This window comes from Micromonospora sp. WMMC415 (assembly GCF_009707425.1).
Lineage (GTDB): Bacteria > Actinomycetota > Actinomycetes > Mycobacteriales > Micromonosporaceae > Micromonospora.
The window spans coordinates 666,135-686,025 of record NZ_CP046104.1 but is presented as its reverse complement, the minus strand read 5'-3'; the positions used below and the strand labels follow the sequence as shown (position 1 = coordinate 686,025).

Sequence of the window (19,891 nt, the reverse complement as noted above, 5' to 3'; positions counted from 1 at the left end):
GGTGTGGGGTGCGGCCTTGTGGGCCGCGGACCTGTGGACGCCGGCGGGATGCTGCCGGTGCCGCTGAGCCTAGTATCGGCCGACGCCGTCCCGCCGTCCCCGGCGCGTGGCGTCCGCAGGCCGGGACCGGCCGTGGTCGCCCGTGGCGCGTCCGGTGCGGTGCGGGCGGGGCTACGTGTCCGACTCGTGGGAGGATCGCGCCGTGCCGTCGCTCTTCGCTTCATACCTGCGCGTGTACGAACCGCTGACCGCCTTTGATCGCGACCGTCAGTCGTACTGGCGGCGCTACGTCGAGCAGGGACGCGCCGTGGCCCCGGTGGAGGGCCCCGGACGGCAGCGGACGTCGGTGATCGAGGCGCTCGGCGCGGGCTGGACGCGACTGCCGGACCTGCCCGACGAGGCGTACGTCCTGGAGACCGACGACACCCTGCTGGTCTGCCCGTGGAACCTGCGCATCCGGGTGGCGGAGGCGGCCCTGAGCGCGCGGGACGGCGTACCGCCGGTGCTGGCCGACGCCTTCGTGCCCCCGGTGCTGGCCGGGCAGGCCAAGGCGGTGGTGGACGACTGGCGCAGCGGGGCGCGGGTGCTGGAACACGGCGTTCCCCGGGTGCACGAGCAGATCGCCACCTGGGGGGTGCCGCTGCGGTGGTTCGTCCTCTTCGACGCGGAGGAACGACACCACGTGACCCGGCCGGGCCGGCGGGCGCTGCGCTACCGGACGGAGATCTCCAAGGCCCGCCGTCGCGCGTCCCGCGCTCTGGCGGTGCTGCGCAAGTCCGTCGGTGCGGCGCCGATCACCGAGGCCGTGGAGGAGGCGGCCCGCTGGCTGGAGGAGTTCCACCCGCGGTCGGTGGTGGAACTGGACTACGGCGGGCTGGTCGAGCTGCTCTCCGACGAGACGCTCGCCGCCGACGACTCGCCGGAGCTGGTGGCGGCCGGTCTCAGCGGGCTGTCGCGGGGCGAGGCCGAGGAGGCGTCGGCGGCGTACGACAAGCTGGTGGCGCGCTGGCGGGCGGTACAGCTTCTCGAGCGGTGCAATTAGCGACATATTGCACGATTACGCGAGGGTCCTTCGTAGTTGACGCATCACGAACCGTGATCATGAGTCCGAATAAGGTACTTTCTGCCGTGTAAAAGTCGCATAATTCGGGCATGGTTCATCCGTCCGTCTAGGGACGTTCGGCCGTTCGGCCCATGTCGGACATCGGGGACTAGCCGGACCATGGGAGACGCGTCGGCCGGCGGGACCCCGGCCGATGTCTATACATGTGGAGGAGTGACCCATGGCATCGCGAACGCACGAACCGGAGCCGCTGCTCACGCCGGCCGAGGTGGCGTCGATGTTCCGTGTCGACCCGAAGACGGTGACCCGGTGGGCCAAGGCGGGCAAGCTGAGCGCCATCCGGACCCTCGGCGGACACCGTCGGTACCGGGAGTCGGAGGTCAGGGCCTTGCTGCAGGGGCAGATCCCGCAGCAGCGCCAGGGGGACTGACCAGCACCGACAGTCAACCAGACGATGCGCGAAGGGCGGCGGACCGATCGGTCCGCCGCCCTTCCGCGTGTCGGCCGACGTCCGCTCCCCGAGCGCACCGGGGCCCGCCGCCGACCGACCGGCCGGAGAACCTAGTCCTTGATGGTGACCCGGATGCCGACCGTCCCCTGCTCACCCCGGCGCAGCCGGCTGCCGAGCAGCGTGAGCCGGCCGAGCAGCCGGTACTTCTCCTTGATCAGCGCCCGGACCCGGCGCGTGCCGGCCGGATCGGACAGCGTGGCGTGACCGGGCACCGAGGGCCCGTGCGGCCGGCCGCGGACATCGCATGGCGCCACCGTCACGTCACCGCTGCGGCGGATCCGCTTCACCTTGCCCGAGTCGGCCACCGTCCACACCGCCAGCGCATCGCCGTCGCGGACCGCCCACACCGGCGTCGGCACCTCCCGGCCGTCCTTCCGGAAGGTCGTGAGCAGGATGTACTTCTCCGCCGCGAGGCGGTCCAGCGTGGTCACGCCGCCAGGATACGGCCGCTGCGGTCGCGCGACGGTGCGGTTGGGCGTGTCTCCTGGATCGCCGTCCCGGGCCGCCCGGCGAAGATCCGGGCGACACGCCTAACGTGACGGGTGTGATCGGCGAGCCGCGCATCGGGGACGTGATCGGGGAACTGCTGCGCGACGCCCTCGCCGTGGCGACCGGGGTCGGCCCCCGACCGCTCGTGGGCGGCCGACTGCCCCGCCCGGTCATCGAGATCATCGAACGCGACGACGGCCTGGTCAACGGTGCTCCGGCGGCGCACTACCTCGAGGGGCCGGAGCACTGGCAGCCGTACGACCACCGGGCGGTCGACCGGGCCCGCGGCGCCACCCTGGACGTGGGTGTCGGGGCGGGCCGCATCGCGCTGCTGCTCCAGGAGCGGGGCTTACCGGTGACCGGACTGGACACCTCGGCGGGCGCGCTCGACGTGTGCCGCCGCCGGGGCGTACGCGACCTGGTGCACGGGACGGTCGACGCGCACGTCGCCGACGGGCGGCGCTACGACACCTTCCTGCTGCTCGGCAACAACCTCGGCCTGATCGAGGGGCGCGAGCGGGCACCCGGCTTCCTCGCCGCGCTCGCCGCGCTCGCCCGCCCCGGCGCGCAGGTCATCGCCCACGGCACCGACCCGTACGGCACCCGCGACCCGGTGCACACCGGATACCACGAGCGCAACCGCCGCCGGGGCCGCCTTGGCGGGCAGCTCCGGCTGCGGCTGCGCTACCGGGAACTGGGAACGCCCTGGTTCGACTACCTGGTGTGCTCGGCCGAGGAACTGGGCGCGCTGGTCCACGACAGCCCCTGGCGCCTGACCGACGTCGACGACCAGGACGCCCCGTACTACCTGGCGACACTCCGCCTGCGCGGGCGGTAGGACGGCGTCCTCACACCTGGACGGTCGGGGGGAGCGGCTCGGGAGGCAGGCCGCCGTCGCCGTCGACCACCGTGTCCGGGGTGCCGTCCTCGTCCAGGTCGACCATCGTCACGTCGACCGTGCCGTCGCCGTCGGTGTCGAACTGGAACAGGTCCGCCCTGCCGTCCCCGTCGGTGTCCACCACCCACACGTCGGTGCGGCCGTCGTTGTTGGTGTCCGCGCGCAGCAGGTCCACCCGGTCGTCCCCGCGCGTCTCGACGGTCTCCGCCGGGCCGACGGCGTCCGTGGTCTCCGGTGACTGGCTCATCTCGTCGTCCTCCTTCGATCGATGCCCCGACAAGTACCCGGACCGTCCCGGCGCCACGCCTGCCGGCGCGGGCCGGCCGGGGACGTCGACGCAGGCCCTAATAGGGTCGGCCGCATGAGCGAGTTGAACAGGCGGAGAGGCGCGGGCGAACCCCGTGGCGCCGCCCGAGGCAGGGAGGCGTCATGAACGACCGCTGTGTCGTCGTCGGGGCCGGCACGATGGGGCTCGGGATCGCGTACGTGGCGGCCGGGGCCGGGTACGCGGTGGAACTGGTCGAGGTCGACCGGGCGCGGGGCGAGGCCGCCGTGGCCCGCCTGGGCGAGCTGTGGGACCGGGCGGTGGGCCGCGGCAGGCTGACCGCCGAGCAGGCGGCGACGAACCGGTCGCGGATGACCCTGCGCGGCGCGCTCGCCGAGGTCGCGGAGGGGCCGGACGTCGTCGTGGAGGCCGTACCGGAGCGGACCGACCTCAAGCGGACCGTCCTGCGTGACGCCGAGGCGCTGCGCCCGGCGCTGCTCGGCAGCAACACCTCCAGCATCTCGATCGCCGAGCTGGCCGACGGGCTGGCCAGCCCGGACCGCTTCCTCGGCCTGCACTTCTTCAACCCGGTCTGGGCGATGGCGCTGCTCGAGGTCGTGGTCGGCCCGGCCACCGCGCCGGAGACCACCGACGCGGCCGTCGCGCTCGCCGGCCGGTTGGGCAAGGACCCCGTCGTCGTACGCGACATGCCCGGTTTCGCCACCTCCCGGCTCGGCGTCACGCTGGGGCTCGAGGCGATCCGGATGGTCGCCGACGGGGTCGCGAGCCCGGCCGACATCGACAAGGCGATGGTGCTCGGATACCGGCACCCGGTCGGCCCGCTGGAACTCACCGACCTGGTCGGCCTGGACGTCCGGCTGGACATCGCGCGTACCCTCCAGGCCGCGTACGGCGACCGGTTCGCGCCGCCGCCGCTGCTGGTGGAGATGGTGGCCGCCGGCAGGCTGGGCAAGAAGTCCGGGCAGGGCTTCTACCGCTGGGAGAACGGGGCCAAGGCGTGACCGGGCTGCGCGTCGAGGAGCACGCCGACCGGGTGGTCGCCACGCTGGACCGCCCGGAGAAGCGCAACGCCATCGACGCCGACCTGGTGCGGAGCCTGCACGAGTTGTGCGCCGCGCTGGAGGCGCGCCCCCGGCTGCTGCTGCTCACCGGCGGCGCGGAGGGCATCTTCGCCGGCGGTGCCGACATCGGGCAGCTCCGGGAGCGGGGTCGCCTGGACGCGCTGGCCGCGATCAACTCCGCCGTGTTCGCCCGGATCCGGGCGCTGCCCATGCCGACCGTGGCCGCCGTCGACGGACCGGCCCTGGGCGGGGGCGCCGAGCTGGCGTACGCGTGTGACCTGCGGGTCTGCACGGCCCGTGCGGTCTTCGGGCAGCCGGAGGTGCGGCTGGGGATCCTGGCCGGCGCCGGTGCGACCCACCGCCTGCCGGCGCTGGTCGGGGAGGCGCGGGCCAAGGAGCTGCTCTTCACCGGCCGGCGGGTGGACGCCGACGAGGCGCTGCGGATCGGACTGGTCAACCGGGTGGTCGCCGAGCCGGCCGACCTGCTGCCGACGGCTCACGGCCTGCTGGACGAGATGGCGAAGGGTTCCGCCCTGGCGCTGCGGCTCACCAAACTGGCGGTGGACGCGCCGGCCGCCGCCCACCCGCAGCTGGACCTGGTCAGCCAGGCGGTGCTCTTCGAGGACGAGGAGAAGCACCGGCGGATGACCGAGTTCCTGGAACGCCGCCGCGACCGCTGACACGGAGACGGCCGCACCGGTTCACCCGGTGCGGCCGTCGCGGTCCGTTCGGCGGCTCAACGCCGCAGCTGCACCCCCGCGTCGGCGAGCGCACGGATCACCGCGGCCGACTCACCGAAGCCGATGATCAGGACGGCGTCGGCCCCGAAGGACTTGATCTCCTGGGCGCCGGACGTGAAGTCGACCGGCTTGGCCTTCGCGTCCTCCGGCGGCTCGTACGTGAGCAGCTTCAGCCGGTCCGCGCCGATGCCGGCCTTCTCCAGCTCGGCCCGGACGAAGCCCTGCAGGCCCTCACCGTAGGAGTCCTTACGGGCCACGATGGCGATCTTCTGCGGGCCGTCCCGCATGATCACGTCGGCGAGCGCCCGACCCTGGAGGCTGTCCGGCGGGGCCGTCCGGAAGTAGAGACCCTTGTCGTCCAGGTCGGTCAGGCTGGCGTCGGTGTTCGACGGGGAGAACAGGACCAGGCCGGCCTTCACCACGTCCGGCAGCACCTCCCGGGAGATGCCCGAGCCGCCCGCGCCGATGATGACGTGTACGCCGGCCTCGACGTGGCTGGCCACGGTGGCCTTGGCGACCGCCGGGTTGGTGCCGTCGTCACCGTCGATCCAGGTGACCGGGTCGCCCAGGGCGCCACCGGCGGCGTTGATCTCCTTGATGGCCAGCGCGGCTCCGGCGGACAGCGGAGGGTTGGCGATCGCGAGGTCACCGGTCTTCGGCAGCAGACCGCCCAGCACCAGCGGGGAGCCGTCGTTGCGGTCGGCCGCGCCGGTGCCCTGCTTCTTCGGCCGCGGCGGAGCCTTGGTGCTCGCCCCCGACTCGAGGCCGGCCCCGACGAACTCGGTCTTGCCGTCGTTGATCTGCTGCCCGTCGAAGTGCAGCGTGGCGTAGCTGGCCGTGGACGGCTCACCGGCGTCGGTGAAGCCGGCCCGGGTCAGGGAGACGCTGCGGTACTCGATGTCCTGCCCCTTGCGGGCCAGATCGAGGCAGCTGGCGGCCGTCTCGCAGCGCTGCCCGCCGTTCGTGACGCCGACGATCTGCTTAGCGATGGCGGCCGGGTCGGTGCTACCGGCCAGCTGCGCGGCGAGCGCGCTGATCAGCACCGCGTCGTACGCCTCCGCCGCGTAGAGGAAGTCCGTCAGGTTCGGGTCGACGGCCAGCAGCCGGCGCTTGAAGTCCTCCGGCAGCGGCGTCAGCGGGGTGGTGCCCTTCATACCGTCGACCAGACCGGCCCGCTCCTTCAGCTCTGCGGCGTAGGAGTTGAGCATGTTGCCGTCGGTGCCGTAGAGGCGCACCTGGGTGTTGGTGCTGCCCTCTTCGGGCTTGTCGGTCCCGCAGGCGCTGGTGGCGAGCAGGAACGTCGCGCAGGCGGCCAGGGTGGCTGCCCGCGAGGCGCGTGAGATGAGCATGGTCGTCCTTCCTCCGCGAAGGTCCGCTGCGCAGATTAGCGTGCCCGGCTTTCCCGCGGGACCGTGGCCGTGCCTCAATCCGCAGGTAGGCCCCTTTGCTCACGGAGAGTTACGGCCCGGCTGGCGCTTGACGGCCCGTCCTACCGTGCCCTGCGTGACCGATTCACCACAGCAGACGCAGGAGGACGCCGCAGCGGTGCTCCGCTCGGCGCTGGCCGGCGACGGGGAGGCGGTCTGCGGCACCTTCGACGCCGTCGTCGACCGGTCGGGCCTGGCCGGCGCGTACGGGGTCGCGTGGTGTCTCGCCGCGACGATGGTGGGCCAGCCGACCGGTTCCGGCACCTGCGCCCTCGACTTCCCGGGCATCGACGAGGCCGGCTACGACACCCGCTGGGTGGCGCGCTTCGTGAGCGCGTACGCCAACTCCGACGCCGACACCGGCGCGGCGCTGTTCGGCGCGGCGGCGGCCGACGGGCTCCTGCCGGACTGTTTGCTCACCCTGGCCGGGTCGACGGTGGCCACCCTTCGCAGTCGCGCCGGGTAGCGCGGCGCCCGTCGGGGGGCGGGCGCCGCGACACCTCGGCCGGTGCCGCCGTCGCGGGGTTGACGCGTCACCTCGTCCGTCGTCCGCCGTCCGTGATAGGCCTGGGCCTGTGCACATGTCCGAGGCGATGCTGAGCAAGGTCCGCAAGCTGCTGGCGAAGGCGGAGGACCCGGCCTGCACACCCGCCGAGTCGGCGGCGTTCATGGCCAAGGCGACCGAGCTGATCGCCCGCTACGGCGTCGACCGTGCGCTGCTGGCCGCCCGCGACCCGGCCACCGACCCGGTCGGCGACCGGGTGGTCGAGGTCGTCGCCCCGTACGCCCGGGACAAGGCGGGCCTGCTCGCGGCCGTCGCCGATTCGCTGCGCTGCCGCTGCGTACGCCGTCGGCACGGCAGCGGCTTCGCGATGCACCTCTTCGGCTTCGCGAGCGACCTCGAACGGGTCGACCTTCTCTTCACCTCACTGCTGGTGCAGGCCGCGCACGGCCTGGCCGGCACCCCGGTCCCGCCGGACGAGCACCCCGCCGCGTTCCGGCGGTCCTGGCTGGCCGGGTTCGCGCAGGTGATCGGGGAGCGGTTGCGGGCGGCGGAGGTGGCGGCGGCGAGCGACTCGGGTGAGCCCTCCGTCGCGCTGGTCCTGGCCGACCGCTCCGACCGGGTGCAGCGCCGGCTCGCGGAGGTCTACCCGCGGCTTCGTACGGCCCCGAGGCGGCGGCTGGCCGGGACCGGGTTCCGCTCCGGTGCCACCGCCGGCCACCGCGCCGACCTCGGCGGTCGCGGTGTCAGCACCGGCCCTCGCCCGGGTATCGGCCGCTGAGGCGATGCTCAGCCGGCGACGCGCTTCGCGACGACGCTCGCGTAGCGGGAGAGCAGCTCGTGCCAGCCGGCGGTGAGTGCCTCGCGGTAGCCCTCCGCCGCCGTGCCGTGCCGGTCGAAGTGCCGGTGCTCCAGCTCCACCCGGGTGCCGCCGGACGGGTCCGGCTGGAACAGCGCCTCGACCTCGCTGGCCTGGGAGGGGTCGGGGACCGGGACGCGGTCCGCGCCGATCTGCCAGGTGAAGACGAGCCGCCGGGGCGGGTCCCAGGTCAGCACGCGGCCCCAGTCGTTCCGGAAGCCGTACGGGCCGATCTCGTAGAGCATGCCGCCGGCCCGGGGTTCCATGCCCAGCTCGGTGAGGAGGCCGGGCCCCGACCACGTGTACTCCGTCACCCACCAGTCGGTCATCGCGCCGGTGAACACCCCGAACGCCTGCTCGTCGGAGGCGGGAACGAGGAGTGAGCTGCGGAGCGAGAACCGTTCGACGTACTGCCGGATGTCGGCCGGATCGGGCATCTCCTGTCCCATAGGCCCGGACCATACCGGCTGATGCCCGGGTGTGCGACTTAGTGGTGCTGCCCGGTTCCGGACACCCCCGGGACGCCGCTGCGTACACCGGTCTCCTGCCGGGATGGGCGGACGGAATTCGGGTAAGCGCGCCCGACCGTCCTTGGCAGCCGGTGCGTGGAGCGGAGCGGGGAGCATGAGTGACGAGAGGCAGGAGCGGGGCGCGGACCGGCCCGTCGACGGGCCGACCCGGTGGCGGGTGAGCGCCGAGCCGGCCCGTCGGGACACGACCCGGCCGGACGCGGACTCCGAGCCGGACGTCCTGCTCGACGTGCCGGAGGTGTCGGTCGACTCGATCCGCCTCGCGGTGGACGGGCTGGACGCCGACCTCTCCCTGCGCGCCCGACTGGCCAACCTGCTCCAGATCGACGCCGGGGTCCGCGTCCACCTGCGGAAGGTCGAGCTGGACATCACCGGTGTGCAGGCGGAGGCGCTGCTCAAGGTACGCCTCGAGAAGCTGGTGGAGATCCTCGACCGCGCGCTGACCACGATCGACCGCAACCCGCAGATCCTCGAAATCCTGTCGGGGACGGCCAGCGCCTCCATCGACGACGTGAACCGTGCCGCGCAGCAGGTCATCGGTGACCAGCTCGCGGCGACGGCCCGCCAGCTCTCCGGCGCTCCCGCCGAGGCGGTCCGCGCCACGGGGTCCGTCGCCCGTGGTGCCGGCGAGGTGGCGAGGGGCGTCACGGAGGCGACCCGTGCCGGCGGTGCGGCGACCCGACCTGGTGGCGAGGCGGCCGGCCGGGCCGTTGGTGGGGCCGGCCAGACTGCCGGCGGGGTGGGCCAGGGCGTGGGTGGCCGCGGCGGCGGAGCAGCGGACCGCGGGGCCGGCGAGCGGGGCGAGCCGGAGGGCGGCGGTGCCACCGACGAACTGGGTCAGCGGACCGGGGCGATCGGGGCCGTCGCCGACCGGACGCTCCGGGAGCAGGCCGCCGGACGTCCGAGCGGTACGGGTCAACCGGCCGGCGAGGGGCGTCCGACCGGTCCGACCGCACCCGGCCCCGGTGGTGGCCCGGGTCAGGGCGGCCCGGGCGGCCCGGGTCAGGGCGGTCCGGGTCGGGGCGGTCCGGGTCGGGGCGGTCCGGGTGGGGAGTCGGCAGCGGGCAGGGAACCGCAGGAGGAGCCGGGCGAGGGGCCGCCGAGCGCCGCACAGCTGGCCGAGCAGGCCAGCGAGACCCTGCGACAGGTGGGCCGGAGTGTGTGGGAGGCGATCCAGGGCGGGATCAGCCAACGCCGAAACCAGTGACCTGGTGGTCGTCTCCGGTTGATCCACTCCATGCCGCCGGCGTCGCGGCTTCCAGCCGCCGGAGAAACCTCATGCCGCCGATCCGGAGTCGATCCTCTTCCTACGCCTTGCGGTCGGTGCAGCAGCCGTCGGCGCAGCCCGAGGGTTGGCCGGTGGCGTTGTCGGAGACCGGCAGCGGTGCGCAGTCGTCGCAGTGCTCGCCGCGCCACGCCGCCACGCCTTCCCGCACCGCGACGCCAGCGATGACGAGCCCAGCGATCGGGTCGGCCCAGGACCAGCCCCACAGGGCGTTGAGGGCGAGGCCGACGAGGAGCACCGCGGACAGGTAGGTGCACAGCATCGTCTGGGTGGAGTCGGCCATGACGGTGGCGGAGCCGAGCTCCCGGCCGGTGCGCCGCTTGGCCCGCACCAGCAGCGGCATCACGATCAGCGACGCCACGGCCAGAGCGATGCCGGCGGGGCTGGCGTCGGCGTCGCCGCCAGCGAGAAGCGAGCGGAGGGCGTCGAAGGTCACCCAGGCGGCCAGGGCGAAGAACGACAGGCCGATCAGCCGTAGCGCCCGGCGCTCGCGGTCCTCCGGCACGCGGGAGCGGAACTGCCAGATGAGTACGGCCGCGCTGGACACCTCGACGAACGAGTCCAGGCCGAAGCCGATCAGAGCCGTGGAGGACGCCGCCGCCCCGGCGGCGACGGCGACTAGGCCCTCGATCAGGTTGTAGCCGGCGGTGGCGTAGGCCAACCACAGGCTGCGCCGGGACAGCACCGCCCGACGCTCCGGAGTCAGCAGGGACGTGCTCACGCGGTCGCCCCCGCCGCGGAGCCGGCCGGCGTCCCGTAGACCGGGCAGAGGGCTACGGCCTCACCGGTGGCCGCCAGGACCTGCTCTGCCGAGCGCAGCAGGTCGAGCAGCTCAGGTCGGGTCAGCGCGTAGAACGACTGGCGACCGTCGACCCGGTAGTCGACCAGCCGGCAGTCACGAAGACAGGCCAGGTGCTTCGACACCGTCGACTGCGCCAGGCCCAGCTCGTTGGTCAGGTCCACCACCCGCGCCTCCCCGGACGCGAGCCGGTGCAGGATCGCCAGCCGGGTCGGGTCACCGAGGGACCGGAACAACGCCACCGCAGGTTCGAGACCAGGTGCGCAACCAATCGCCATGAAGCGATGATAGCGCCTGAACAGCATGATGCGACGCTTCTCCGGGCCAGGCTCCCGATGCCCTCCTGGGTCAAACCGGCTTGCTCGCGCCAAGCCGCTGGCCGTTCTGGCCGCAGTGGCGTTGGCGTGGCGGGAGGTGGCGCAACTAGGCGCGCCGCCGCCAGCCTCGTAACCCCGCCAACCAGGCGAGGGGTTCGATGAACCTGTCCACCCGGCCTCCAACCAGACGTAGCTGCTCAACGTCGGCTCAGCGTAGGGTGAGCGGGGTTTCGGACTCGATCCGGGACAGCTTCTCCGGGTTACGGACGTAGTAGATGCCGGTGACGCGAGCGTCCTCGATCCGCAGCGCGGCGACGCCGTCGATCTCCCCGTCCAGGCGAAACAGCAGTGCCGGATTGCCGTTGATCACGGTCGCTTCGGTGGTGAGCGTGCCTCCGACCTTCCGCATGGAACCGAAGAACATGCGGACAGTCTTCTCCGCGCCGACGATCGGCCGCAGGGCGGCCTGTTTGACGCCGCCGCCGTCGCCGACCACGACCACGTCGGGCGCGAGCACGTCGAGCAGGCCCCGCAGGTCGCTGGTCTCGACCGCCCGCTGGAACGCCTCCAACGCCGCCCGCCTCTCGCTCGGGGAGACCACCGTGCGGGGGCGGCGGGCATCGACGTGCCGGCGGGCGCGGTGAGCGATCTGGCGTACGGCCGCCGGGCTCTTGCCGACGGCGGCGGCGATCTCGTCGTAGCTGACGTCGAACGCCTCGCGCAGCACGAAGACGGCGCGCTCGGTCGGCGAGAGCGTCTCGAGGACGAGCATCATCGCCATCGACACACTCTCGGCCAGCTCGACATCCTCCGCGGTGTCCGGCGGGGTGAGCAGCGGCTCGGGCAGCCAGGGACCGACATACGCCTCCTTGCGCCGCTGCAGGGTGCGCAGGCGGTTCAGCGACTGGCGGGTGGTGATCCGGATCAGGTAGGCGCGCTGATCGCGTACCTGATCGAGTTCGACCTTGACCCACCGCAGCCAGGTCTCCTGCAGCACGTCCTCCGCGTCGGCCGCCGACCCGAGGATCTCGTAGGCGACGGTGAAGAGCAGGTTTCGGTGGGCGACGAAGGTCTCGGTCGCCGGGTCACCGGCGTGGTCGCTCATCTCGGCACCTATCCTTGAGCCCGCCGGCCGGTGACCGCCGGCGCCTCGCCGCCCTTGGCGCGCCGCAACTCCTGGCGCTGGCGATCCTTGAACCAGAGATTGAGCGAGCCGGGTCTGCGCGCCTCGTGCGCCATCTGCCAGACGGTGCTCCTGCACACGGTCTCCTTGAGCATCGCCATGGTCCGGCCGCCCACCGAGAACACCCCGGTCGCGATGTCGTTCTTCTTGGCGTACTGGACCATTCCGGCGCGGCGCCCCAGGCTGATGCACTGGCCGGAGAACCCGACGTTGAAGTCGGCGGGCTGCTCGCCGGCGATCCGGCTCAGCACCGTCTCGGCGGCCTGCGGACCCAGCTGCACCGCGGACTGGCAGCTCATCCGCACCGGCAGGTTCGACGGTGCCGCCGAGTCCCCGGCCGCGACGACGCGTGTGTCGTCCACGCTCGTGAGCGACTCGTCGGTGAGCAGGCGCCCCAGGGCATCCGTGCTCAGCCCGCTGCGAGCGGCCAGATCCGGCACGCCGAATCCCGCGGTCCAGATGGTCACGCCGCTACCCAACTCGCGGCCGTCGGCGAGTTGGACGGCATCGCGTGTCACGCCCGTCACCGTCGCGCCGGGGCCCTCGATCACGGTCACGCCGAGCCTGGTGAGCCGCTCGGCCACCGAACGTCGGGCCCGGGGATGCAGGTAGGGCCCGAGCACCCTTCCGCACACCAGGGTCACCTTCCGGCCCAGCTCCGCCAGCTCGGAAGCGGTTTCAAGGCCGGTCGGCCCGGCTCCCACCACCGTCACCGTGGCCGATGCGGGCGCGGTGTCGACGACCGGCTGCAGCCGCCGCGCCTCCTCCAGCGTGGAAATCGGGTAGGCGTGCTCTGCCGCGCCGGGCACGCTCGGGTCGGCGCTGCCGCTGCCCACGGCGTAGATCAGGTAGTCGTAGCCGAGCGTGCCGCCGCTCGCCAGGGTCACGCGACGCCCGGACGTGTCGATCCGGGTCACGGTGTCGACCACCAGCCCGACGCCGCCCGCCAGGATCCTTCGGTAGTCCACAACCGCGTCGTCCGAACCGCCGACCAGCTGGTGCAGGCGGATCCGCTCGACAAAGACCGGACGCGGGTTGATCAGGGTCACTGTCACGCCGTCGCGCCGCGTCAGGCGGTTGGCCGCCATCACACCGGCGTATCCGCCGCCGACCACGATGACATCGATGTTCCCAGCCATGGCTCTCTCCTTCGTTCCCAAGGTCCGGCCTCAAGACACCGCAGGTCCGGCGGGTTGTGACATCAGTGAGCCAGATCACTCGCCGAGCGCCGAGACGAGCACCGGGCGGAGGGCGGCGGCGTAGGGATCTTGGCAGCCCGGAATCGAGGCCGCGTGAGCCTGACTGACGAGGAACCGGCGCTGGTCGCTGTCCGCTTGGTGGTGGGCGTCATCAGCCTGGCGTTGCTCATCGTCGGTGTCCGCGTCGCCGTGGCTCGCCAGCTGCCCCGAAGAGGGCTTCACATCGGGCGTCCGACGCCGGGGTCGCGTCCTGAGCCGATCCGCATCGGGGGGCGGTGTTGCGTTCAACCAGGTGCGGATTTCCGCATCAGGGTTGCGACTGAGGCCGCCGTGCGAGCTCCCGGTCGGAGTCGCCCTGTTCGCGGTGTCACTGCTGCTACTGCTGACTGCGGCGGGATCGCTTGCGCTGCTCCGCCGCTAGCCGCGCATGGTGATGTGCCGGGGCAGTCGCACGTCGTCACCCGTGCGCAGCCAGCTCCGACTGTCCACCCCCGGGGCACTCCTCCGGCGGGGCGTAGGCACGAATGGTGCCGTTGTGCCGCGCAACTCTTCCGTCAGCGGTGAGGGCTACGAGGCGTTTACAGACGGGGCACCGGCCCCGCTGGTGCTGCGAGCGCTGAGTCACCTTGCCTGCCCGGGTAGGTCGTTGCACGTCTTCAGTTTCATCCGCCGAGCCATGCCGCCCATCGTCGCCGATCGAGGCTCGAGAGCAGGCAGACCAGGGTCCGAGCCGTGCGGTGGTCGACGGTTGCGCGGTCGCTCCCAGGCAGCCCCGAGCGGACCCTGGGCCGCTCCACGCTGGGTGGGACTCACGGCGGAGACAGCTCTGAGGCCCGCCGGGTGGGAGGGGGCGCATGCGATCTGGGTGCGACAGGCGGCGGCCAGCGGAGGCCAAGAGCGGTCAGCCAGGGGCAACGCCAACAGCTGCCCGATGAGGGCACACAGCAAGATCCCCACCTGCGTTTCCGCTGGTGGGGACCTCTGTAGCCCGGCGAAAGGCTATGTGGCCAGGGGCGGGGTCGAACCGCCGACCTTCCGATTTTCAGTCTGTGCTCGACGTACGTCCTGACCTGCATCCGGGTAGCTTTGTCCGTCTTTGCAATGTATCAATCTTTACAGAACGTGACGGCGAGGCGCATCTCCATCCCCTCCCGCGAGCCCGTGGGCTCACGGGAGGGGATGCACGGAAGGCCTGCGGATCGAAGAGCGCCCAAGGTTCGAGGCGGCTCCCATTGGGCGAGGGCTGCGACTCCAGGTCGATCGTGGCATCGCCGTCCCGTCCAATTCACGATCCCGTTCGATGTCGAGAGCAGCGCCATCATTCGCGCCTCGACGTCACAGAAGCAGTCTGGGTGGCTGTGGTAGGTCGCCTCGCCTGTCATCGACCGGGGCAAGTTGAGCACACCACCGCCCGGCACGCCAGCGTGCGAGCCTGCGTCAAGGTCCCCTTAGCGTGGCGGGTTGGCGGCGGCCCCTCGGGAGTGGCTGTTCACCGGCAACCGGATGGCGGCACACGGCGTCGACGGGCTGTACCGATCCAGCTACAAAGTCCGTCGAGCGCGGTCCCCTACGCCCGGCACGCGGCTGCGACGATTTGACAGGTCCACTAAGCTCAGCCCGTCGCTACGCGATGCGCAGCACCCAACGGGCGGGCTGAGCTTAGTGGACACCCTCGCCGCAGTGGGTCCCGACCAGGGAGGCACCCGAAGCTCTCCATCATGGGTGCCGTGAGGCCGTAGCTGCCTCGCACCTGATGATCGCCCCTTCGCTTCGGAAGCACGTTCCCGGCGTTTCCAGCGTCTTTGTCCGCTTTACTGGCGATGAAGCGCTTAGAATCGATCCTTCTGGACAGCTAGAAGATGTCGTACCGCCGTGTCATTCTTGACTTAGTCGGCTCTTGGAGGTACGCGATGGCTACCGCCGTGCACTACCAGGTTCGACACGCGACTGCGCCTGCCCCGAACGGATGTCGGTGGTGTGGCGCCGAGCAACGTTCTCACGGACAGCGGTGGACCAAGGGCGCCGGGTGGCATCCGTGGACGACGCCGACACCGCAGCAGCGTCTCGCGCGCATGCGATCTCGGCGCGCATCACGCATCGGGCGGATTGGCCAAATCGATCAGCGCAGTAAAGACGTCGCGTAGCTCCTCTGGGACGTCCTCCGGACGCTGGAGCGTCGCAACCAGATCGTAAACCATCTCAGCTTTGCGCTGCGGTCCCTCCATGCTCTCGGTCTTGAACTCCTGCAGTAGAGCGTCGCTGAACTTCTTCTCTTGGCGCTTCTCCGCGATCATCTCCGGGGTCCATGCGTTCCCGTCGGTCCTAGGCCAGTTCCCATTGGCGGCAGTCGCCCACTGTTCATCCGAGAATAGATACTCCAGTTCTCGGTCGTCGCCGCCAATCATGAACCTGTCTTTGTCGGGATCAAGGCCGTATTGCTTTATCTTGTCGTCGCTAAAGATCTTCTGCTTCTCCCGGCTGTCCGCATCGATGACAAGCGCCACACGTCGGTTATGGGTTGCGAGGAACTTCGCAAACATAAGGGCACCCTCGTTGTTGTTGCATGCCCAGAGCGCGATCCCGGCGGACTGCAGTGGCATTCCCGCGGCCAAGCGGAAGAGCACGGGCAATGCTTGCTGCTCCGTCGGTCCCTCAACGCCCACGAATAGCCGCTCGTGCAGTAATACGCTGTTGCGCAGTCCCAGCGCCGTAGCGATGTCAGAGAGATGGCGGTCGACCTCCTTGTGCCCCGAGTCGTCCGCCAGGCGTTCCATAACGGTGCGATCATCAACCAATGTGAGGTGAACAATGGAGGAGATATCAACACCGTCAATCAAATTCATGGAGTGCGTAGCAATGACCATGCGCACTTGCGGAAGGGCGCACTGTTCCCGGATAAGTTGCATTACTCGGCGTTGGTGGAGATAGTCCAGATGCGTATCCGGCTCGTCGTAGGCGATCACGACATCTGAGTTGGTCCCGTCTGGGGTATCCGAGTTCTCGCCTTGGGCGTGATCCGAGGAAGGTTCTGCCCCCAACGTGGAGGGTGGGGCTGCGGCCTCGTTCCTCAGGATCTCGCTAGCCCATTCCCATACGGCCAAGCTGATCCGGCGGGCTCGGCCGGCCCCGGCAGCATCCACAGCGACGGCTTCGCCGTCCGTTCGAGCGAGGCGAAGCTTCGCGGACTTGAAGCCGCTGGAGAAGGAGACTGTCGGTAGAACTTCCACATGGACGAGGTCTGGGCAGCGTTGCTTGATGTGCTCGCACAACTCGGTTGCATCCGCCTGCAAGCGTTCGCTCAGCTCCGCCTCAAGCTCGCGAACCCTAACGTTGAGATCTGGGTCTTCTAGATGCCCCTTATACCGTGCGTTCAAGATCGTCTTCACCGCGGTGTCGACCGAGGTCTGCTCCCCGCCGAATCGAAGGAGACGTGGCAGCCGCTCCTCGACGGCCGGCGAAGCGGTAACCCAGTCGTCGACCTGAGGCCGTTCGAGGGTGAACTGTTCCAGTAGGTCCAGCCAGGCCTGCTTGTTGGTCGGAGCCTTGTTGATTGGAACGGAGAACTTCTCCGCCAACTCCCGCAAGTCGGCAATCTTCTTGGCCGGCAGGTTTCTCAGCTCCAAATCCGCCGGTACTCTCGTGAAGACTTCGAGTATCGGCGAGCAGTCGCCGAAGGCGCTCCGGCGTATGCGAGCGGTTTCGGGCAAGCCCAGTTCGCTTTGCTCCAGCGGGCTGAGGGTGAATGAGCCTTCGACCCAGGTGTGGTCAACCCGCTCCCCGCCATCAATTAACGTGTCTTGAGCGCCTGGCAGGGGGTCGCAAGGTTCGGTCTCTGCGGAGTTAGTTGGCGTGCTTGCGGCTCGAAGAAAGGAACGATCCTCATTGTGGAGCGGATAGGGGCCGAGCAGGAACCCGATTGCATCGAGGGTAGCTGTCTTTCCCCCGTCATTATGACCTGTCAGGATTGTGGGCGCCCCCAGCGGTATAGGGCCGACTAGCGCCAAGCTTCGGAAGCCGGACACCAGGACTGACTCAAGACGCACGCTGGTCACCTCGTCACAGGAAGTTGCCGTACTGACGATGCTGTCCGCCAGTGACGCACGAACGGGTGTATCACACCAGAGATGATCATTTCTTGTCGCAACGCGGCATCGCGGATCTTCACCGATATCGGCCTGTTGGAAATGACCAATTTAGGTTATTCGTCCCTCGCGCATCAAGGCCGAGTGCCCATCACGCTCCTGTCGGCTACCCGACATAACTGGGGCTTGGGTGCACCGCCCTTCGCCGCAATCCCGCGGACGACGAAGCGGCAGCTTGCCGTTGGCGTGAGCTCTCAGCCGAGAGGAGTCAATGACTCGGCGCTTTCGCAAGACGACAGTCTGTGGTGCCATCGATGCAGGTGCGTCCGAGCATCGCGCGGAATCTGGGGGTGTCGGGTGGCTCAACTATCACTCTTCGGCCCGTCCGGTGAAGACTTGGATCCCAAGCCGGCAAGCGACGAAGTGGTTCGGCTGCGTGTGCTCATAACCGTCAAAGCCGCACCAAACCCGTCAGAGAAGTACGGCGAGACAGTTTGCGTGGCAGGGGTGCGGGCGAACCTTGAGCATCCGGGATGGGTCCGTCTCTACCCGATCAACTTCCGCTACCTCGACTCGACGGAGAAGTTCGACAAGTACGACATCGTCAGCGTCGACGCCATCCCGGCGCGGGGAGGTGACCAGCGACGCGAGAGTTGGCGGCCGCTAATGGGGACCCTTGTAAGAGAGAGGCGCCTGCCTCCTTGGAAGCAGCGACGGGCCTGGCTGGACACGTACGTCGAACCGTCGATGTGCCAACTCAACCAGGGTGCGCGCAACACGGCGGACAGCCAGTCCTTGGCCTTGGTGCAACCGCGCGAGGTTGGGGACCTGAAGATCATGCTGCATGAGGGCTGGACTAAAGAGGAACAACGCAAGATCGACGCCTACGTCAACCAGCTCGACCTCCTAGACGACCAGGACCGAACGCCACTGGAGGCACCGAGGTTCCGTGGCGCCTACCGTTATCGATGCTGGGACAGGCGTTGCCGGGGGCATGAGCAGGGCCTGTTGGACTGGGAGTTCGTGGCCCTCCAACGACGCCTGCGCCACTGCTCGGACGAGGAAGCACGCGGTGAACTGAAGAAAAAGTTCCTCGACATGATGTGCGCGCCCAAGCGCGACGTCGCCTTCTACGTCGGCAACCAGGCCAAACGACGGCACGTCTTCAGCGTGCTGGGCGTCTACTACCCCGAGCGCTAACCGACCGCCGAGCAGCTTCTGCAAGCACCACGTCTCGGTGGCAGCGGTGCTGGTCGGCCTCGAAGCACAGCACCGCCACCCGCTCGGCAGCCCCAGCAGCAGCTAGAGCGTCGATCGCACCGGCGGCCTCCGGTCGACTCAGTAGCGCGGCGAAGACATGGCGAGCCTCGGCGAGCTCGGACGGCGAGCCGGCGAAGCCCGCACGGTTGCTCTTGGGGTTACCCAACTCAGGGCGGTGTTCGTACGCGACGCCTACGGCGGCAAGCGCGCGCGTCAAGGCCGTCTTACTGAAGCCGGGTTTACGTGATAACGGAGTCAGTCGTACATCCACGAGCCGACTGACCTGCGCCTTGGCGAGTCCGTTCACGAAGCTGGCAATATCGCGCCCCTGGTAGCCAACTCCGATCAAACCGGTTGGCTGCGCAAGTACCTGGCTATTCATCCTCAGCCCTGCCACGCTCTCCGCAGTAGCGACAACTTCCCGCATCGTCTGCGATCTTGCCATCAAGTACCAGCCTGCCACGGCCGAGTGCCGCAGTCTCGCCGCAAGGGCAGAAAGCCGCGTGGGGCGCGTCGCCCTAGCGGTCACGCGCCGTTCCGTCCGCGGCATGGTTGATCGCTCGATGCAGGTCCGACAGGCGGACGGTGATCATCCTGTCCTCGGCCGCGGCGCGCTTTCCCTCAGCGACCAACTCCCGCAGGATCACCGATGGGTTAGTGCCTCGGCGGCTCGCCTCCTCTACCAGCCATCGCGAAAGGTCGTCGGGGAGGCGGGTTGAGTAGACCATGGTCACTTTGCGGGGCGTGGTCTCTACCTCTGCGCCCGACCAGTCGATGGGTTCCTGTGCCGCCTGGATGGCTTCATCACGATTCATGGTCGACCCCTGTCCATTCGACGCCTCGGCTCTTGGGCCGTCCTTGGCCGGTTGGGTGTCGGAAGCGGCCGCGTCTCTTGCCGTCAGTGACGCCCCTCGCATGCCGGCCCAGTTTACAGACGTAGACAACTGCCAGCAGACCGCTGCTTGTCGCTGTCAGTTAGATCGGCGACGTGCGTCTAACGCACGTGAGCCCTGGGCTCACGTGGGGCTCACGGTCGGGAGGACTTCTATCGATGAATTCAACGGCTGCAACAAAAGGGCGGTGACCACGTTTCCGCTGGTCACCGCCCTAATAGCCCGGCGAAAGGCTATGTGGCCAGGGGCGGGGTCGAACCGCCGACCTTCCGATTTTCAGTCGGACGCTCGTACCAACTGAGCTACCTGGCCGTGCTCGGCTCATGCTACCCGGCCGCCGTGGTCTCCGCCGAACAGGGTCACATGCTCCGATACGCAGAACGCCGCGCGTGATGGCGCGGCGTCAGCGCTGGCGGTCCTGACGGGACTTGAACCCGCGACCTCCGCCTTGACAGGGCGGCGAGCACTCCGACTGCTCCACAGGACCTAGCTTGCCCGGCCGAAGCC

General features: G+C 69.9%; 20 protein-coding genes and 2 tRNA genes. 9 read left to right on the top strand and 13 right to left on the bottom strand.

The features are described 5' to 3' along the window. Positions 1-202: 202 nt before the first annotated feature. Both GKC29_RS03365 and GKC29_RS03360 read left to right on the top strand, forming a co-directional pair. Complete coding sequence (locus tag GKC29_RS03365) at positions 203-1,042, top strand: hypothetical protein (RefSeq protein WP_155329426.1); 840 nt, start codon at positions 203-205, stop codon at positions 1,040-1,042. 241 nt (positions 1,043-1,283) lie between these two features. Continuing rightward, positions 1,284-1,493 (top strand): BldC family transcriptional regulator, encoded by a 210-nt coding sequence (locus GKC29_RS03360; RefSeq protein ID WP_007073996.1) that lies wholly within the window; start codon positions 1,284-1,286, stop codon positions 1,491-1,493. 131 nt (positions 1,494-1,624) lie between these two features. Here GKC29_RS03360 and GKC29_RS03355 read toward each other — a convergent pair whose 3' ends face one another. Next, positions 1,625-2,005: a PPOX class F420-dependent oxidoreductase gene (locus tag GKC29_RS03355; RefSeq protein ID WP_155329425.1), complete on the bottom strand. Its 381-nt coding sequence runs from the start codon at positions 2,003-2,005 to the stop codon at positions 1,625-1,627. Between the two features lie 113 nt (positions 2,006-2,118). Here GKC29_RS03355 and GKC29_RS03350 point away from each other — a divergent pair, with 113 nt between their 5' ends. After that, entirely contained in the window at positions 2,119-2,901 is a 783-nt protein-coding gene (locus GKC29_RS03350) for a bifunctional 2-polyprenyl-6-hydroxyphenol methylase/3-demethylubiquinol 3-O-methyltransferase UbiG (protein WP_155329424.1), read from the top strand. Between the two features lie 10 nt (positions 2,902-2,911). On the opposite strand, the gene GKC29_RS03345 is transcribed toward GKC29_RS03350, so the two are convergent. Further along, on the bottom strand, positions 2,912-3,208 hold the full coding sequence (locus GKC29_RS03345; protein ID WP_155329423.1) for a hypothetical protein: 297 nt from the start codon (positions 3,206-3,208) through the stop codon (positions 2,912-2,914). Between the two features lie 182 nt (positions 3,209-3,390). On the opposite strand from GKC29_RS03345, the gene GKC29_RS03340 reads away from it, so the two are divergent. Both GKC29_RS03340 and GKC29_RS03335 read left to right on the top strand, forming a co-directional pair. Further along, positions 3,391-4,248: a 3-hydroxyacyl-CoA dehydrogenase family protein gene (locus GKC29_RS03340; RefSeq protein WP_155329422.1), complete on the top strand. Its 858-nt coding sequence runs from the start codon at positions 3,391-3,393 to the stop codon at positions 4,246-4,248. After that, positions 4,245-4,988, top strand: a complete 744-nt coding sequence (locus tag GKC29_RS03335; protein ID WP_155329421.1) for an enoyl-CoA hydratase/isomerase family protein — start codon at positions 4,245-4,247, stop codon at positions 4,986-4,988. The genes GKC29_RS03340 and GKC29_RS03335 overlap by 4 nt, the downstream gene beginning before the upstream one ends. 56 nt (positions 4,989-5,044) lie before the next feature. Here the strand turns inward: GKC29_RS03335 and GKC29_RS03330 are convergent, their stop codons facing one another. Further along, a complete protein-coding gene (locus tag GKC29_RS03330; RefSeq protein WP_155329420.1) occupies positions 5,045-6,397 on the bottom strand; it encodes an ABC transporter substrate-binding protein in 1,353 nt (450 codons plus the stop codon). Between the two features lie 154 nt (positions 6,398-6,551). Here GKC29_RS03330 and GKC29_RS03325 point away from each other — a divergent pair, with 154 nt between their 5' ends. Both GKC29_RS03325 and GKC29_RS03320 read left to right on the top strand, forming a co-directional pair. Then, on the top strand, positions 6,552-6,941 hold the full coding sequence (locus tag GKC29_RS03325) for a hypothetical protein (RefSeq protein WP_155329419.1): 390 nt from the start codon (positions 6,552-6,554) through the stop codon (positions 6,939-6,941). A gap of 115 nt (positions 6,942-7,056) precedes the next feature. Then, on the top strand, positions 7,057-7,758 hold the full coding sequence (locus GKC29_RS03320) for a DUF2786 domain-containing protein (protein WP_155329418.1): 702 nt from the start codon (positions 7,057-7,059) through the stop codon (positions 7,756-7,758). 8 nt (positions 7,759-7,766) lie between these two features. Here the strand turns inward: GKC29_RS03320 and GKC29_RS03315 are convergent, their stop codons facing one another. Beyond that, positions 7,767-8,285, bottom strand: a complete 519-nt coding sequence (locus GKC29_RS03315) for an SRPBCC family protein (protein ID WP_155329417.1) — start codon at positions 8,283-8,285, stop codon at positions 7,767-7,769. 175 nt (positions 8,286-8,460) lie between these two features. Between GKC29_RS03315 and GKC29_RS29800 the strand changes: the two genes are divergently transcribed. Then, positions 8,461-9,573, top strand: coding sequence for a hypothetical protein (locus GKC29_RS29800; protein WP_230688905.1), 1,113 nt, complete (start codon positions 8,461-8,463; stop codon positions 9,571-9,573). A 100-nt stretch (positions 9,574-9,673) separates the two neighbouring features. Here the strand turns inward: GKC29_RS29800 and GKC29_RS03305 are convergent, their stop codons facing one another. The 5 genes from GKC29_RS03305 to GKC29_RS03285 all read right to left on the bottom strand — a co-directional run bounded on the left by GKC29_RS03305 (position 9,674) and on the right by GKC29_RS03285 (position 17,201). Further along, positions 9,674-10,372 carry a cation diffusion facilitator family transporter gene (locus GKC29_RS03305; protein WP_155329416.1) on the bottom strand — a complete coding sequence of 233 codons (699 nt, stop codon included), beginning with the start codon at positions 10,370-10,372 and terminating at the stop codon, positions 9,674-9,676. Further along, the gene (locus tag GKC29_RS03300) at positions 10,369-10,728 is read right to left on the bottom strand and encodes a helix-turn-helix transcriptional regulator (RefSeq protein ID WP_155329415.1); all 360 of its coding nucleotides are present in this window, start codon (positions 10,726-10,728) and stop codon (positions 10,369-10,371) included. Before GKC29_RS03300 ends, GKC29_RS03305 begins: the two co-directional genes overlap by 4 nt. A 247-nt stretch (positions 10,729-10,975) precedes the next feature. Next, entirely contained in the window at positions 10,976-11,872 is an 897-nt protein-coding gene (locus GKC29_RS03295) for an RNA polymerase sigma-70 factor (RefSeq protein ID WP_155329414.1), read from the bottom strand. An 8-nt stretch (positions 11,873-11,880) separates the two neighbouring features. Next, positions 11,881-13,089 (bottom strand): NAD(P)/FAD-dependent oxidoreductase, encoded by a 1,209-nt coding sequence (locus GKC29_RS03290; protein WP_155329413.1) that lies wholly within the window; start codon positions 13,087-13,089, stop codon positions 11,881-11,883. A gap of 2,150 nt (positions 13,090-15,239) precedes the next feature. Then, a complete protein-coding gene (locus tag GKC29_RS03285; protein ID WP_230688904.1) occupies positions 15,240-17,201 on the bottom strand; it encodes a TOPRIM nucleotidyl transferase/hydrolase domain-containing protein in 1,962 nt (653 codons plus the stop codon). Positions 17,202-17,627: 426 nt separating this feature from the next. Between GKC29_RS03285 and GKC29_RS29795 the strand changes: the two genes are divergently transcribed. Beyond that, positions 17,628-18,431, top strand: coding sequence for a hypothetical protein (locus tag GKC29_RS29795; RefSeq protein ID WP_230688903.1), 804 nt, complete (start codon positions 17,628-17,630; stop codon positions 18,429-18,431). On the opposite strand, the gene GKC29_RS03275 is transcribed toward GKC29_RS29795, so the two are convergent. The 4 genes from GKC29_RS03275 to GKC29_RS03260 form a co-directional block, all read right to left on the bottom strand. Next, positions 18,397-18,936 (bottom strand): DUF488 family protein, encoded by a 540-nt coding sequence (locus GKC29_RS03275; RefSeq protein ID WP_230688902.1) that lies wholly within the window; start codon positions 18,934-18,936, stop codon positions 18,397-18,399. The two genes, GKC29_RS29795 and GKC29_RS03275, sit on opposite strands and share 35 nt — an antisense overlap. Positions 18,937-19,009: 73 nt before the next feature. Next, complete coding sequence (locus GKC29_RS03270) at positions 19,010-19,306, bottom strand: hypothetical protein (protein WP_155329412.1); 297 nt, start codon at positions 19,304-19,306, stop codon at positions 19,010-19,012. 316 nt (positions 19,307-19,622) lie between these two features. Further along, positions 19,623-19,696: transfer RNA gene (locus GKC29_RS03265), tRNA-Phe, on the bottom strand. A 98-nt stretch (positions 19,697-19,794) separates the two neighbouring features. Beyond that, positions 19,795-19,871 (bottom strand) — tRNA-Asp (locus tag GKC29_RS03260). Between the last annotated feature and the right edge of the window lie 20 nt (positions 19,872-19,891).